This is a genomic window from Streptomyces sp. CA-181903, from assembly GCF_050937075.1.
In the GTDB taxonomy this organism is placed as follows: Bacteria; Actinomycetota; Actinomycetes; order Streptomycetales; family Streptomycetaceae; genus Streptomyces.
Genome location: NZ_JBNJLY010000001.1, coordinates 7,336,480 through 7,354,095, shown reverse-complemented (window position 1 = coordinate 7,354,095; position 17,616 = coordinate 7,336,480). Strand labels below are relative to the sequence as shown.

Genomic DNA, 17,616 nt, shown 5'->3' with positions numbered 1-17,616 from the left:
TCACCCTCACCGCGTGTGACGTCAGCGACCCCACCCAGGTCACCGACCTCCTCGCCGGCATCCCGCACCTCAAAGCGATCATCCACACCGCAGGTGCCGTGAACGACGCCACCCTCACCAACCAGACTCCGCAGCACCTCCACACCACCCTCGCGTCCAAGGCCGATGCCGCCTGGCACCTCCACCACACCACCCAGCAGCTCAACCTCCCCCTCACCCACTTCATCCTCTACTCCAGCGCAGCCGCCACCCTCGACGGCGCCGGACAAGCCAACTACGCCGCCGCCAACGCCTTCCTCGACGCCCTCGCCCACCACCGCCACACCCACCACCTCCCCGCACAATCACTGGCATGGGGGCTGTGGGACACGGAGCACGGCATGAACGGCCGGCTCAGCGCGGCCGACGTGGAGCGCATGAACAACGGGCCCCTGCTCTCCCTCACCACCAAGCAGAACCTCGCTCTGTTCGACACCGCCCTCACCACCCCCCGTCCCGCTCTCCTCCCGGTCCGCCTCAACCCCCACCACACTCCGGCTCCGCCGCTCCTGCACACCCTCCGCCCGCCCACGCCCACCCGTCCCACCGCGCACACCGCCACCACGACTGCCGTGAGCACGCATCCCGAGGCCGTGGCCCGGCTGGGCAAGCTGGACGCGGTGGAGCGCGAGCGGGCGCTGTTGGACCTGGTGCGGACCCATGTCGCGGAGGTGCTGCACCACGAGAGCGCGAGCGCCATCGACGGCCGGCGGGCGTTCACCGAGATCGGTTTCGACTCGCTCTCGGCCGTGGAACTGCGCAACCGGCTGAACAAGGCGACCGCCCTGCGGCTGCCCGCCACCCTGGTCTTCGACTACCCGACCCCGGCGGCACTGGCGGAGCACCTGGGCGACAAGCTGTTCGACGCCGGACCCGCGGCCGATGCCCCCGCCGTCCCGGCCGCCGCCTCGGACGCGGCTCCGGACGAGACGATCGCCATCGTCGGCATGAGCTGCCGCTTCCCCGGCGGTGTCACCACGCCCGAGGAACTGTGGGAACTCCTCGCCGAAGGGCGCGACGGCGTCACCCTGTTCCCCGAAGACCGCGGCTGGAACGTCGAGGACATCTACGACCCGGAACCGGGCGCGCCCGGCAAGACGTACTCGCGCGAGGGTGGATTCCTGCACGACGCGGCGGAGTTCGACGCCGAGTTCTTCGGCATCTCCCCCCGCGAAGCCCTCGGCACCGACCCCCAACAACGCCTGCTCCTCGAAGCGTCCTGGGAAGCCCTCGAACGCGCCGGCATCAACCCCCACACCCTGCGCGGCAGCAAAACCGGCGTCTTCACCGGCATCATGTACCACGACTACGCCTCACGCCTCACCCACACCCCCCTCCCCGAAGGCGTCGACACCTACCTCGGCAACGGCAGCCTCGGCAGCATCGCCAGCGGCCGCATCTCCTACACTCTGGGCCTCGAAGGCCCCGCCGTCAGCATCGACACCGCCTGCTCCTCCTCCCTCGTCGCACTCCACCTCGCCATCCAGGCCCTCCGCAACGGCGAATGCGCACTCGCCCTGGCCGGCGGCGCGACGGTGATGTCCACTCCGGACACGTTCATCGACTTCAGCAGGCAGCGGGGTCTCGCCAAGGACGGCCGCATCAGGTCGTTCGCCGACTCCGCCGACGGCACCGGCTGGGGCGAAGGCGTCGGCATGCTGCTGGTGGAACGCCTGTCGGACGCGCGCCGCAACGGACACAAGGTGCTGGCCGTCGTGCGCGGTTCGGCGGTCAACCAGGACGGCGCCAGCAACGGCCTCACCGCCCCCAACGGCCCCTCCCAGCAACGCGTCATCCGCCAGGCCCTCGACAACGCCGGCCTGCGACCGTCCGAGGTGGACGCGGTGGAGGCACACGGCACGGGAACGACGCTCGGTGACCCGATCGAAGCACAGGCACTGCTGGCGACCTACGGCCAACAGCGCCCCACCGACCAACCCCTCTGGCTCGGATCCATCAAGTCCAACCTGGGCCACACCCAGGCGGCTGCGGGTGTGGCAGGCATCATCAAGATGGTGATGGCGATGCGTCATGGTGTGCTGCCGAGGACGCTGCACGTGGATGCGCCGTCGTCGAAGGTGGACTGGACGGCGGGTGCGGTGGAGCTCCTCACCGAGGCCCGTGCGTGGGAGAGCGACCGGCCGCGCCGGGCGGGCATCTCCTCGTTCGGTATCAGTGGCACCAACGCCCACGTCATCCTCGAAGAAGCCCCGCCCGTCGAAGCGCAGGAGGAGGGAGCGGCGCCGGAGCCGGCCGGGCCGGCTCTGCCGTGGCTGCTCAGCGCCCGTTCCGCCGACGCACTCAAAGCCCAGGCGGCGCGCATGCTGAGCGTGCTGGAGCGTGAGGACGCTCCGGGGCTGGGGGAGGTGGCGGTGGCGCTGGCGACGACGCGCGCGCAACTGGAACACCGCGCGGTCCTCACCGGCACCAACCGCGCCGACCTCACCGCCGCCCTCGCCGCACTCGCGGCCGGACAGGACACGCCGGGCCTGGTGCGCGGCACGGCGAGCGAGGGCCGGCTGGCGTTCCTGTTCACCGGACAGGGCGCACAGCGGATCGGCATGGGCCGGGAACTGTACGAGAGCTTCCCGGTGTTCGCCCAGGCGCTGGACGAGGTGTGCGCGCACCTCGACGCACACCTCCAACAACCGCTCAAGGACGTCCTCTTCGGCGAGGACGACGAGCTGCTGAACCGTACGGAGTACGCGCAGCCCGCCCTGTTCGCCATCGAGACGGCACTGTTCCGACTGACGGAATCCTGGGGCATACGCCCGGAAGCCCTGGCCGGGCACTCGATCGGGGAGATCGCGGCGGCGCATGTCGCCGGGGTGCTGTCTCTGGCGGATGCGTGCACGCTGGTGGCGGCACGGGGCCGGCTGATGCAGGCCCTGCCCGACGGCGGCGTCATGGCCGCCCTCCAGGCCACCGAAGAGGAAGCCCTCGCCCTGCTCGGCGAGGCGCAGGATGCTTCCGTCGCCGCCGTCAACGGCCCGCGCGCCGTCGTGGTGTCCGGTGCGGAAGCAACGGTCACCGCGATCGTGGAGAAGCTGAAGGAAGAGGGCCGCAAGACCTCACTGCTGAAGGTCTCCCACGCCTTCCACTCGCCCCTCATGGAACCGATGCTGGAGGACTTCCGCACGATCGTTGCGGGCTTGTCCTTCGCCGAGCCCCGGATCCCGATCGTCTCCACCGTCACCGGACAGGCCGCCACTGCTGAGGAGTTGACCAGCGTCGACTACTGGGTGGAGCACGTGCGCCGCCCGGTCCGCTTCGCCGACGCCCTCACCACCCTCACCACCGACGGCATCACCACCCTCCTGGAGATCGGCCCCGACGCCGTCCTGACCGCCATGGCGGCCGACCACACCACCGCCACCTGCCTGCCCCTCCAGCGCCGCAACCGCCCGGAAGCCACCGAAACGCTCACCGCCCTCGCCCACCTCTGGACTCACGGCCACCCCATCACCTGGACACAACTCCACCCCACCAGCCGAAACGAACTCGTCGACCTCCCCACCTACCCCTTCCAACGCCGCCGCTACTGGATCGACGCGGTGGCCGAGCAGGCGGACGTGGCCTCCGCCGGTCTGGACCCCGCCGGGCATCCGCTGCTCGGCGCGGCGCTCACCGTGCCGGAGTCGAGCACGGTGGTGCTGACGGGCCGCATCGGTCTGCGCTCCCACGCCTGGCTGGCCGATCACACGGTCATGGGCAGCACGCTGCTGCCCGGTACCGCGTGTGTCGAACTCGCCCTGCGGGCGGGCGACCAGGTGGGATGCGGGGTTTTGGAGGAACTGACCCTGGAGGTGCCGCTGGTCCTGCCGTCGCGTGGCGCCCGGGATCTGCGGGTGTCCGTGGGCGAGCCGGACGGGTCCGGCCGCCAGCCGGTCGGCGTGTACTCGCGGGCGCAGGACGCCCCGGCGGACGAGCCGTGGGTCCGGCACGCGGGCGGCTTCCTGGTGCAGGGCACGCCGGAGGTACGTAAGGAGGCCGGTCTGAGCGTCTGGCCGCCGGAGGGCGCCGAGCCCGTGGACGTGGACGCGCTCTACCCGGCCCTGGCCGCGGACGGTCTGGAGTACGGCCCGGTCTTCCGGGGCCTGCGTGCCGCGTGGCGCCGCGACGGCGAGGTCTTCGCCGAGGTGGCCCTCCCCGAGGAGGCCCACGGCGACGCCGGCGCCTACGGTCTTCACCCCGCCCTCTTCGACGCCGCCCTGCACGCTACCGAGTTGCTCGGGGACGGCGGCCGGCGGCCGGGGCAGGGCGCCGCGCTTCCGTTCGCTTGGAGCGACGTGTCCCTGTACGCCTCGGGTGCGACTTCCCTGCGGGTCAGGGTCGCGGCGGTCGAGGGCGCGGCGGATGCGACGTCGCTGGAACTGGCCGACGCGGCCGGTTCGCCGGTGGCCTCCGTACGTTCGCTGGTCGCCCGGCCGGTGTCGGCCGACCAGATCGCGAAGGCGGGTGACGGCGCGCTTCCGCTCTACCGGGTCGAATGGACTCCGCTCCCGGAGGGTGAGGCTGTTGTGCGGGTCCCGGCCGGCCCCGACGGTTGGGCGGTGCTCGGCCCGCGGCCCGCGGACTGGGCGTGGACGGGAGTTTCGGCCTACGCCGACCTCGCCGCGCTGGAGGAGGCAGCGCCCAGTGTGGTGCTGCTGCCGTGCCCCGTACCGGAGTTGACGGACGGTGACGACGCCACCGTGCTGCCCGAACGGCTGCGCGAGGTGCTGGGCGAGGTGCTCGGCAGGCTGCAGGAGTGGGTGGCGGACGAGCGGCCGGCGTCCTCGCGGCTGGTGGTCGTCACCCGGGACGCGGACGGTCCCGGCGGGCTGGTCAACGCCGCGGTCGAGGGCCTGGTCCGCTCGGCCCAGGCCGAGCACCCGGAGAGCTTCGTCCTGGCGCGCTGGGACGGGGACGACGCCTCGGTGCGGTTCTTCCCGGCGGCCCTCGCCGCCGCCGAGCCGCAGGTGTGGGTCCGGGCCGACGGGGTGCACGTGGCCCGGCTGGGTCGCGTCGCGCGAGAGGAAGCGACCTCCCAGCTCAGCGGTTTCGAGGACTGGGACTCCCAGGACGCCGTCCTGATCACCGGCGGTACCGGCGGGCTCGCCACCCTCCTCGCCGAACACCTCATCACCCGACACCACGTCACCCACATCACCCTCGCCAGCCGCCAAGGGCCCGAGCACCCTCACGCCACCGAACTGCTGAACCGCCTCACCGAACTCGGCGGAAACATCACCCTCACCGCCTGCGACGTCAGCGACCCCACCCAAGTCACCGAACTCCTCACCGGCATCCCCCACCTCAAAGCCATCATCCACACCGCAGGCACCCTCAACGACGCCACCCTCACCAACCAAACCCCCACCACCTCCACACCACCCTCACCCCCAAAGCCGACGCCGCCTGGCACCTCCACCACACCACCCAACACCTCAACCTCCCCCTCACCCACTTCATCCTCTACTCCAGCGCAGCCGCCACCCTCGACGGCGCCGGACAAGCCAACTACGCCGCAGCCAACGCCTTCCTCGACGCCCTCGCCCACCACCGCCACACCCACCACCTCCCCGCACAATCCCTCGCCTGGGGACTCTGGGACACCGAACACGGCATGGCCGGCCGGCTCACCGCCGCCGACGTACAGCGCATGAACAACGGGCCCCTCCTCCCCCTCACCACCCACCAGAACCTCACCCTCTTCGACACCGCCCTCACCACCCCCACCCCGCCCTCCTCCCCATCCACCCCAACCCCCGCCACACGCCCACCCACCCGCTGCTCCGCACCCTCCAGGCGCCGGCGCCCGCCCGTCCCACCGCGCACACCACCGCCACGGCAGCCACCGCGGCCGCCCAGGACGACACGCCCCTCGCGGAGCGGCTCGCGCCGCTCGACACCGAGGAGCGGCTCCGGCTCCTGGAGGACGTGATCTGCGCCGAGGTGGCCCGAGTGCTCGGGCACGCGGACGGCTCGGCGCTCGACCCGGCCCGCTCGTTCCAGGACGCGGGTTTCGACTCGCTCACGGCGGTGGAGCTGCGCAACCGGCTGAAGACGGCGACCGGTCAGCGGCTGTCGGCCACCCTGGTCTTCGACTACCCGACCCCGCATACCATGGCCAAGCACCTGCTGGAGGAACTGCTGCCGGAGGTCGAGGAGTGCGCGGCACTGCTGCGGGTCCCCGAGGCGGACGACGACGAGGTGCGCAGGCTGCTGGAGTCCGTGCCCCTCGCCCGGATCAGGGAAGCCGGCCTGCTGGACGCCCTGTTGGCGCTGGCCCCGGCATCGGCCCCGGCCCCGGTGGTCACCGCGGCCCCCGCCGACACCACCGGCCCCGAGTCGAGCGCCGCGGACCAGAGCGACGCGATCCTGGCGATGGACATCGACGCCCTCGTCCGTGAGGCGTTGGAGCGCAGCGACTCCGAGCAGCAGCCCGAGTGACCGTTCCGGCCGGGTACCGGTCCCGCGTGGCGCGGACCGGCACCCGGCCGGGCGGAGCGAGCCCAGTGACATGAGTGACCGAGGAATGCGAGTGACGACCGTGGATACACCTGTCCAGAAGATCGCCGAGGCCCTGCGGGCGTCGCTGCTGGAGAACGAGCGGCTGCGCCGGCGCTACGACGAGGCCGCGGCGGCGACCGCCGCCGCCGCGGAGCCCGTGGCGATCGTGGGCATGAGCTGCCGTTTCCCCGGGGACGTGGAGTCCCCGGAGGACCTGTGGTCGCTCGTCGACGCGGGCACCGACGCGATCACCGCGTTCCCCGGCGACCGCAACTGGGACCTGGACGCGGTGTACGACCCGGAGGGGCGGCGTCCGCACACCAGTTACACCGGCCAGGGCGGGTTCCTGCACCGGGCGCCGGAGTTCGACGCGGCGTTCTTCGGGATGAGCCCCCACGAGGCGACCGCGACCGATCCGCAGCAGCGCCTGCTGCTGGAGGTCGCCTGGGAGGCGTTCGAGCGGTCCGGTATCGATCCGCAGAGCCTGGCGGGCAGCCGGACCGGTGTGTACGCGGGGTGATGGCCACCGACTACCCGGTGCGGGTGGGCACGGTCCCCGACGGCGCCGAGGGCTTCATGGTCACCGGCACGGACGGCAGCATCGTGTCCGGCCGGATTTCCTACACCCTCGGCCTCGAAGGCCCCGCCGTCTCCATCGACACCGCCTGCTCCTCCTCCCTCGTCGCACTCCACCTTGCGGTGCAGGCGCTCCGCAAGGGCGAGTGCTCGCTGGCGCTGGCCGGCGGTGTCACGGTGATGTCCACGCCGCGCACGTTCGTCGAGTTCAGCCGGCAGCGCGGGCTGGCCCTGGACGGCCGCTGCCGCGCGTTCGCCGACGCCGCCGCGGGGACGGGCTGGGGCGAGGGCGCCGGGATGCTCGTCCTGGAGCGGCTGTCGGACGCGCGCCGCAACGGCCGCCGGATCCTGGCGGTGGTGCGGGGTTCCGCGCTGAACCAGGACGGTGCCAGCAACGGTCTCACCGCTCCCAACGGACCCTCCCAGCAGCGCGTCATCCGTCAGGCGCTGGCCGACGCGCAGTTGGGCCCGGCGGACGTGGACGTCGTGGAGGCCCACGGCACGGGCACCGTCCTCGGTGACCCCATCGAGGCCCAGGCGCTGATGGCGACGTACGGGAAGGAGCGGCCGGACGGACGGCCGCTGTGGCTGGGTTCGGTGAAGTCGAACATCGGGCACACCCAGGCCGCCGCGGGGGTGGCCGGGGTGATCAAGGCCGTGATGGCGATGCGGCACGGTGTGCTGCCCAGGACGCTGCACGTGGACTCCCCGTCGTCCAAGGTGGACTGGGAGGACGGGACGGTGGCGCTGCTCACCGAGCCGGTGCCGTGGCAGGGTGACGGTCCCCGCCGCGCGGGCGTGTCGTCGTTCGGCCTCAGCGGCACCAACGCCCATGTGATCCTGGAGGAGGCCCCCGCGGCGGATCCCGCGCCGGCCGGAGAAGCCGACGACGAGCAAGCGGCCGCGCCGGTCCCCTTCCTCCTCTCCGCCCGCGGCGACGCCGCGCTGCGTGCCCAGGCCGCCCGGCTGGCCGACCGCCTCGCGGCCGACCCCGGCCTGCGCCCCGCGGACGTCGCGCACTCGCTGCTGACGACCCGCGCCGCGCTGGAGCACCGGGCCGTGCTGGTCGCCGACGGCACAGAGGATCTGCTGGCCGGACTGCGGGCGGCGGCCGCCGGGGAGGCCCCGGACGACCTGGTACGCGGCACGGCCGCCGGTGGCCGGTCCAAGGTCGCCTTCGTCTTCCCCGGGCAGGGCTCCCAGTGGGCCGGCATGGCCCGTGAACTCCTCGACTCCTCCCCCGCGTTCGCCGAGCGGATCCGGCAGTGCGCGGAGGCCGTCGGCCGGTTCGTCGACTGGGACCTGCTCGCCGTCCTGCGCGGCGAGCCCGGGGCGCCGGACCTGGAGCGGGTGGACGTCGTCCAGCCGGCGCTGTTCGCCGTCCTCGTCTCCCTCGCCGAACTGTGGCGGGCGCACGGGGTGAAGCCCGCCGCGGTGGTGGGCCACTCCCAGGGTGAGATCGCGGCGGCCTGTGTGGCGGGCGCGCTGTCCCTGGAGGACGCGGCCCGCGTGGTGACTCTGCGCAGCCAGGCCATCGCCCGCCGGCTGGCGGGCCCCGGCGGCATGATGTCGGTGTCGTCCCCCGCCGACCGGGTCGCGGAGCGGCTGCTGCGCTGGGACGGCCGGCTGTCCGTCGCCGCGGTCAACGGTCCGGGGTCGGTGGCGGTGTCCGGCGACTCCGACGCGCTGGACGAACTCCTTACCGAGCTGCGGGCCGAGGACGTCTGGGCGCGCCGGATCCCGGTCGACTACGCCTCGCACTCCGCCCATGTGGAGTCCATCGAGGCCGAGTTGCTGGAGGCGCTGGCGGACATCAGGCCGCAGGCGTCGCGGATCCCGTTCTACTCGACCGTGACCGCGTCGCGGATCGACACCAGCGGTCTCGACGCGGCGTACTGGTACCGCAACCTGCGGCAGACCGTGCGCTTCGAGGAGACCACCCGGGCCCTGCTGGCCGACGGCCACGGCGTCTTCGTCGAGTCCAGCCCGCACCCCGTGCTGTCGATGGGCGTCCAGGAGACCGCGGACGCGGCGGGGCGGACGGTGGCGGCGGTGGGTTCGCTGCGCCGTCAGGACGGCGGGACGCGGCGCTTCCTGCTGTCCCTGGGCGAGGTCTGGGCGCAGGGCGTCGCGGTGGACTGGTCGGTGCCGCTCGCGCCGTACGCGCCGTCGTGGGTGGAGCTGCCCACCTATCCGTTCCAGCGCCGTCACTACTGGCCGCGGCCGGACGCGTCCGGCGCGGACGTCGTGTCGGCCGGGCTCGACTCCGCCGACCATCCGCTGCTGGGTGCCGTGGTGGGCCTGGCCGGTGCGGACGGGGCGCTGCTGACCGGCCGGATCGGCCTGGACACCCACCCGTGGCTGGCGGACCACGCGGCCGGCGGCGCGGTGCTGCTGCCGGGTACGGCGCTGGTGGAGCTCGCCGTGCGCGCGGGCGACCAGGTGGGCTGCGGCCGGATCGACGAACTCACCCTGACCGAGCCGCTGTTGCTGCCCGAGAAGGGCGGCGTCCAGCTCCAGGTCCGCGTCGGCGTGCCCGGCGGGGACGGCCGGCGGCCGGTGAGCGTGCACGCGCGTCCGCTGACCGGAGCCGCGGCGGACGGCGCCGACCCGGAGTGGACCGCCCACGCGGAGGGCTTCCTCGTCGCCGAGCCCGCCCCGGAGCCGGAGGCCGCTTGGGCGGCGGACGAGCCGGACGTGTGGCCGCCGGCGGGCGCCACCGCGCTGGACGTGTCGGACCTGTACGAGCGGCTCGTCGGCCAGGGATACGGCTACGGCCCGTCCTTCCAGGGGCTGCGGGCCGCGTGGCAGCGCGGTGACGAGGTGTTCGCCGAGGTCGCCCTGCCCGAGGAGGCCCGCGCCGACGCGGCGCGGTTCGGCCTGCACCCCGCGCTGCTGGACGCGGCGCTGCACGCCGCCGGGCTCGGCCCGTTCGACACCGCCGCGTCCGACGCGGGCGGCGGCGTCCGCCTGCCGTTCAGCTGGACGGGCGTGAGCCTGCGGGCCGTCGGCGCGCAGGCGCTGCGGGTGCGGGTCTCGCCCGCCGGCGACGACGCGGTGGCGCTGCGGCTGGCCGACGCGGCGGGGGCACCGGTCGCGTCGGTGGACGCGCTGCTGCTGCGCCCTGTCGCGGCGGGCGCCCTGTCGGCCGCCGCGACACCGCACCGGGACGCGCTGTTCCGCGTCGAGTGGCAGGCCGTCGAGTGGCAGGCCGCGGCCGGGGCGGAGGCGGCGGAACGGCCGGCGCCGTGGGCGCTGCTGGACGGGAGCGCCGGCACCGGCGCGTACGCGGGCCTGCTGCCGTCCGGCGGAGCGGCGGACGGGCCGGAGCCGGACCTGCTGCTCCTCGCGTGCCCTCCCAGCGGCTTCTTCACGGACGCCGACACGGATGCCGACGACGTCGAAGCCGTGCCACGGCGGCTGCGCGAGGTCCTGGGCACGGTGCTGGCGGCACTGCAGCGCTGGTCGGCGGAGGGCCGGTCGGCCTCCTCCCGGCTGGCCGTGGTCACTCAGGGCGCCGCCGGACCGGAGGGGACACCGGTCGACCCGATCGGCGCGGCGGTGTGGGGCCTGGTGCGCGCGGCGCAGGCCGAGACGCCCGACTGCTTCGTCCTGGTCGACACGGACGGCACACCGGAGTCGGCGCGGCGGCTCGCGGCGGCGGCTCTGACGAGCGGTGAGCCGGAACTGGCGCTGCGCGGCGGCGAGATGCTCGTCCCCCGCCTCGTTCGGGCCACACCCCGATCGGCGTCGCACGAGCCGGTGTTGACCGGTTTCGAGGACTGGGACTCCCAGGACGCCGTCCTGATCACCGGCGGTACCGGCGGGCTCGCCACCCTCCTCGCCGAACACCTCATCACCCGACACCACGTCACCCACATCACCCTCGCCAGCCGCCAGGGACCCGAGCACCCTCACGCCACCGAACTGCTGAACCGCCTCACCGAACTCGGCGGAAACATCACCCTCACCGCCTGCGACGTCAGCGACCCCACCCAAGTCACCGAACTCCTCACCGGCATCCCCCACCTCAAAGCCATCATCCACACCGCAGGCACCCTCAACGACGCCACCCTCACCAACCAAACCCCCCACCACCTCCACACCACCCTCACCCCCAAAGCCGACGCCGCCTGGCACCTCCACCACACCACCCAACACCTCAACCTCCCCCTCACCCACTTCATCCTCTACTCCAGCGCAGCCGCCACCCTCGACGGCGCCGGACAAGCCAACTACGCCGCAGCCAACGCCTTCCTCGACGCCCTCGCCCACCACCGCCACACCCACCACCTCCCCGCACAATCCCTCGCCTGGGGACTGTGGACCCAGGACACCGGGATGACCTCCCACCTGTCCTCGGCGGACGTCGACCAGATGGCGCGTTCGGGCGTGCGGGGGCTGTCGGCGGCGGAAGGGCTGGCCCTGTTCGACACGGCCGTGGCCGACGGGACGCCCGTCCTGCTGCCGGTCCGGCTGGACCCGGCCGCGCTGCGCGACCGCCCCGGCGGCCCGCCGCCGCTGCTCAGCCGCCTGGTGCGGCCGGCGGTCCGGCGCGCCACCGCGTCCGCCGCCACCGGTGACGGCGGCACGCTGGCCCACCAGGTGCAGCGGATGGCGGCGCCCGAGCGCGAGCGCCTCCTCCTGGACCTGGTGCGTACTCAGGTCGCGGGCATCCTGGGGCACGAGAGCGGTGACGCGGTCGAGCCGGACCGCGCCTTCAAGGACCTGGGCTTCGACTCCCTCACGTCCGTGGCCCTGCGCAACCGCCTCGGCGCGGCGGCCGGCGTCCGCCTGCCGGTCACGCTGGTCTTCGACCACCCCACCCCGGCCGCCCTGGCGGCGTACCTGGGGGCCGAACTGACCGGTGGGGAGGCGGAACCGCGGGACGCGCAGCCGGCCTCCGGCCCGCGAGCAGCGGACGAGCCGATCGCCATCGTCGGCATGAGCTGCCGCTTCCCCGGCGGCGTCACCACGCCCGAGGAACTGTGGCGGCTGCTGGCGGAGGGCCGGGACGGCATCACCTCGTTCCCCGAGGACCGGGGCTGGGACCTGGAGACCCTCTGCGACACGAGCGGCATGCGGCCGAACACCAGCCACGCCGACACGGGCGGTTTCCTTTACGACGCGGCGGAGTTCGACGCCGAGTTCTTCGGCATCTCCCCCCGCGAAGCCCTCGGCACCGACCCGCAACAGCGCCTGCTCCTCGAAGCCTCCTGGGAAGCCCTCGAACGCGCCGGCATCAACCCCCACACCCTGCGCGGCAGCAAAACCGGCGTCTTCACCGGCATCATGTACCACGACTACGCCTCACGCCTCACCCACACCCCCCTCCCCGAAGGCGTCGACACCTACCTCGGCAACGGCAGCCTCGGCAGCATCGCCAGCGGCCGCATCTCCTACACCCTCGGCCTCGAAGGCCCCGCCGTCAGCATCGACACCGCCTGCTCCTCCTCCCTCGTCGCACTCCACCTCGCCATCCAGGCCCTCCGCAACGGCGAATGCGCACTCGCTCTCGCGGGCGGTGTGTCGGTGATGTTCACCCCCGAGACGTTCATCGACTTCAGCAGGCAGCGCAACCTCGCCCCGGACGGCCGGACGAAGGCGTTCGCCGGAGCGGCCAACGGCACCAGCCTTTCCGAGGGCGTGGGCATGCTGCTGGTGGAACGCCTGTCGGACGCACAGCGGAACGGCCACCGCGTTCTGGCGGTCGTCCGTGGCTCGGCGGTCAACCAGGACGGCGCCAGCAACGGCCTCACCGCCCCCAACGGCCCCTCCCAGCAACGCGTCATCCGCCAGGCCCTCGACAACGCCGGCCTCGCCCCCACTGACGTCCAGGCCGTCGAAGCCCACGGCACGGGGACGAAGCTGGGCGACCCGATCGAGGCGCAGGCACTGCTGGCGACGTACGGCAAGGACCGTGCGGCCGAGCGGCCGTTGTGGCTGGGCTCGGTGAAGTCCAACCTCGGACACACCCAGGCCGCGGCGGGCGTCGCCGGCGTCATCAAGATGGTCCTGGCCATGCGCAACGGCGTCCTGCCCAAGACCCTGCACGTCGACGAACCGACACCGCACGTCGACTGGACCGCCGGACACGTACGGCTGCTCACCGAGGCGACCCCGTGGGCCGATGAGACCGCTCCCCGACGGGCGGGGGTCTCGTCCTTCGGGATCAGCGGGACGAACGCGCACGTCATCCTGGAGGAAGCGCCCCAGGAGGCCCCTGCCCTGGCCCCGGCTCCGGCTCCGGCTCCGGAGGCTCCCACGGGCCCGGTGCTCTGGCCGCTCTCCGCCACCAGCCCGCAGGCCCTGCGCGCGCAGGCCCGCCGCCTCCTGGACGTACTCCCGGACGACGACGGCCTCGCCCCGACCGGCTTCGCCCTGGCCACCACCCGCGCCCACTTCGACCACCGCGCCGTCGTCACCGGCCGCACCCGCACCGACCTCGCCACGGCCCTGACCGCCCTCGCCGACGGCACCCCTGTCCCCGGCCTCACCCAGGGCACGGCCCGCACCACCGGCAAAACCGCCTTCCTCTTCACGGGGCAGGGTGCGCAGCGGATCGGGATGGGCCGGGAGCTGTACGAAAGCTTCCCGGTGTTCGCGCGGGCATTGGACGAGGTGTGCGCGCACCTCGACGCACACCTCCAACAGCCGCTCAAGAACGTCCTCTTCGGCGAGGACGACGAGGTGCTGAACCGTACGGAGTACGCGCAGCCCGCCCTCTTCGCCGTCGAGACGGCGTTGTTCCGACTGACGGAATCCTGGGGTGTACGCCCGGAAGCCCTGGCCGGGCACTCGATCGGGGAGATCGCGGCGGCCCACATAGCCGGGGTGCTGTCCCTGGCGGATGCGTGCACGCTGGTGGCGGCGCGGGGCCGGCTGATGCAGGCCCTGCCCGACGGCGGCGTCATGGCCGCCCTCCAAGCCACCGAAGACGAAGCCCTCGCCCTGCTCGGCAAGGCGCAGGACGCAGCCATAGCCGCCATCAACGGCCCGCGCGCCGTCGTCGTCTCCGGCGCCCGTGAAACCGTCACCACGATCGCGGCGAAGCTGAAGGAAGAAGGCCGCAAGACCTCACTGCTGAAGGTCTCCCACGCCTTCCACTCCCCCCACATGGACCCCATGCTGGAAGACTTCCGCACGGTCATCGCGGGCCTGTCCTTCACCGAACCCCGCATCCCGCTCGTCTCCACCGTCACCGGACAGACCGCCACTGCTGAGGAGTTGACCAGCGTCGACTACTGGGTGGAGCACGTGCGCCGCCCGGTCCGCTTCGCCGACGCCCTCACCACCCTCACCACCGACGGCATCACCACCTTCCTCGAAATCGGACCCGACGCCGTCCTGACCGCCATGACCACCACCGCGCTCCCCGACGACACCACGGCCACCTGCGTCCCGCTCCTGCGCCGCAACCGCCCGGAGGAGCCCGAAGCCCTCACCGCCCTCGCCCGCCTCTGGGCCCAGGGCCACCCCGTCGACTGGACACAGCTCCACCCCACCGGCCGAGCCGGACTCGTCGACCTCCCCACCTACCCCTTCCAACGCCGCCGCTACTGGATCGACCCCGCGCCCGAGGCGGGCGACGTGGCCACCGTGGGCCAGGCCGCGGCGGGTCACCCGCTGCTCGGGGCCGTCCTCCAACGTGCGGGCTCCGACGAGACCATCCTCACCGGGCGCGTCTCGCTGCGGACGCACCCGTGGCTGGCGGATCACGCCATCGGCGACACCGTGCTGGTACCCGGTACCGCGCTCACCGAACTGGCCCTGCGTGCCGGCGAGCACGCCGGCGCACCGCACGTCGAGGAACTGACCCTCCAGGAGCCGCTGGTGCTGCTCCCGGAGCAGTCCCTGGACCTCCAGGTGGCGGTGGGCGCGCCCGACGGTTCCGGGGCCCGGCCCGTCACCGTCCACTCGCGCCCTCACGCCGCCGAGGCCCTCGCGGACGAGCCGTGGACCCAGCACGCTCAGGGCACGCTCGTCGGGCACCTTCCCGCGAACGGTTCCCTTGCTGAGCCGACTGGGACGTGGCCGCCCGCCGGGGCCCAGCCGGTCCCGGTGGACGGCGCCTACGCGGAACTCGCGTCCCAGGGCTACCACTACGGTCCCGTCTTCCAGGGGCTGGAAGCCGCGTGGCGGCACGGGGACGACGTCTACGCCGAGGTCGCGCTGCCCGAGGAAGCACACGGCGACGTCGGCGCGTTCGGCATCCACCCCGCCCTCCTCGACGCCGCCCTGCACGCCATCGACGCGGGCCGCGACGAAGAACCGTCCCGGCACGGCTCCGGCACGCTCCTGCCGTTCGCCTGGCAGGGGGTGACGCTGCACGCGACGGGTGCGACGCGCCTGCGCGTGCGGATCACGCGGACGGCGGCGCACACGCTGTCCGTCGTCGCGGCCGACGGGCAGGGGGCGCCGGTGGTCACCGTCCGGTCCCTCGTCCTCCGGGCGCTCACCGGTGAGCGGTTGCGGGCGGCGGCCGGGCAGCGGCCGCTGTTCGCCGTCGAGTGGACGCCCGCCGACCGGATCGAGTCGGGAAGCGGCCCGGCGGACGTGCTGACGGTCCGTCCCGGCGGCGGCGCGCCCGGTGCGGACGCGTGGGCGGACCGCGCCGAGGCGCTGCTGCCGGCGGTGCTCCCGGCCCATGTGGTCGTCCGCTGCGACGCGGACCCCGCCCCGTCCGTCGACGCCCCGGAGGAGCTGTCCGCCGCCGTGCGGACCGGCACCGGGCGGGTCGTGGCGGTGCTGCGGCGCTGGCTGGCGGACGAGCGGTTCGCGGGATCCCGGATCACGCTGGTCACCCGGGGTGCCGTCGCGGCCGCCCGGCCCGGCGGGGCGGCCGGGGACGTGCCGGACCTGGCGGGTTCGGCCGTCTGGGGCCTGGCGCGCGCGGTGCGCGAGGAGCATCCGGGCCGGGTGGCGCTGGTGGACGTGGACGGCACGCCGGAGTCGGAGGACGCGCTGCCGTCCGTCCTGGCGGGCGGTGAGCCCGAGGCGGCCTTGCGCGGCGGGGCGGTCCTCGTCCCCCGGCTCGTCCGGGTGTCCCCGAACGATGCGGAAGGCGACGCGCCGGACGGTCCGTTCGGCGGCCGCACCGGCACGGTGCTCGTGACCGGTGGCACGGGCGGGCTGGGCAGTGTGCTCGCCCGGCACCTGGCGGCGTCCCACGGGGTGCGCCACCTGCTGCTGCTCAGCCGCCGGGGCTCGGCGGCCGAGGGTGTCGGCGAACTGCTCGCCGAACTCGCCGAGTCGGGCGCGACCGCCGACGTCGTCGCCTGTGACGTGGCGGACCCGGACGAACTGGCGGCCGCCCTCGCGCGGATTCCGGCGGACCGTCCGCTGTCCGGCGTCGTCCACGCCGCCGGTGTACTGGACGACGCGACGCTGGCGTCCCTGACGCCCGACCGGTTCGAGAGCGTGCTCCGCCCGAAGGTGGACGCGGCGCTCACCCTGCACCGGCTGACGGCGGACGCCGGGCTGTCGGCGTTCGTCCTGTTCTCGTCCGCCGCGGGCACGCTGGGCGCGGCGGGGCAGGGCAACTACGCGGCGGCGAACGCCTTCCTGGACGCGCTCGCCCGGCACCGCAGGGCCCAGGGGCTTCCCGGGCTGTCGCTGGCCTGGGGGCTGTGGGAAGCGGGGTCCGGCATGGGTGACCGGCTCTCCGAGGCCGACCTGCGGCGCATGGCCCGTTCGGGCGTGCGGGCGCTGTCGCCCGACGAGGGCCTGGCCCTGTTCGACGCCGCGCTGACGGCCGGGCCGCCGGCCCTGCTGCCGATGGCGCTGGACACCGCCCGCGTCCGGTCCGGGAGCGGTGCCGACGAGGTGCCGGCGATGCTGCGTTCGCTGGTCCGCGCCCCGGCCCGTCGGGCCGCGGCGGCCGCCGGCGCCGGGACGGAGGCTCCGGGCGCGGCCCTCGCCGAACGGCTGGCGGCCCTGTCGGAGGAGGAGCAGGAACGCACCCTGCTGAACCTCGTCCGTAGCCACACCGCCGAGGTGCTCGGCTACGCCCGGGCCCAGGACGTCGATCCGCTGCGCGGCTTCGTCGAGTCGGGCTTCGACTCCCTGACGGCCCTCGAACTGCGCAACCGGCTCGGCGGCGCCACCGGGGTCCGGCTGCCGTCCACGCTGATCTACGACCACCCGACGCCGCTGGCCGCCGCCCGCCACCTGCGCGCCGAGCTGGTCGTCGCGGCGGCCCCGGCGGGTCCGTCCCTGGAGGCGGAACTCGCCGCACTGGAAGCCGCGATGACCGGCGCCGCGCCGGACCCGGACGAGCACGCCCGGATCGCGGCACGGCTGCGCTCGCTGGCGGCCCGCTGGGGCGCGGCGCTCCACCCGGCCGGCGAGCAGACGCCGGAGGACGACCGGGCGGCACTGGAATCGGCCACGGCCGACGAGCTGTTCGACATCCTGGACGGCGAGTTGGACGCGAGCTGACGCCCGCCGGGGCCGCCCAGGGCGGCCCCGGGCACGGCGCGGGCCGGCCACCGCACTCCAGCGGCG

1 protein-coding gene and 3 pseudogenes are annotated in these 17,616 nt (G+C 74.0%); all 4 read left to right on the top strand.

The window, feature by feature from the left end; all coding sequences use genetic code 11:
* Positions 1-5: 5 nt before the first annotated feature.
* Positions 6-4,961 (top strand): annotated as a pseudogene (locus ACQEVS_RS32550) (type I polyketide synthase); the annotation flags it as partial.
* Positions 4,959-5,965, top strand: a pseudogene (locus tag ACQEVS_RS32545) (beta-ketoacyl reductase). The pseudogenes ACQEVS_RS32550 and ACQEVS_RS32545, both read left to right, overlap by 3 nt.
* Positions 5,966-5,985: 20 nt before the next feature.
* Positions 5,986-6,474: an acyl carrier protein gene (locus ACQEVS_RS32540; RefSeq protein ID WP_433026990.1), complete on the top strand. Its 489-nt coding sequence runs from the start codon at positions 5,986-5,988 to the stop codon at positions 6,472-6,474.
* A gap of 100 nt (positions 6,475-6,574) precedes the next feature.
* Positions 6,575-17,550 (top strand): annotated as a pseudogene (locus ACQEVS_RS32535) (type I polyketide synthase).
* The last annotated feature ends 66 nt before the right edge of the window (positions 17,551-17,616 follow it).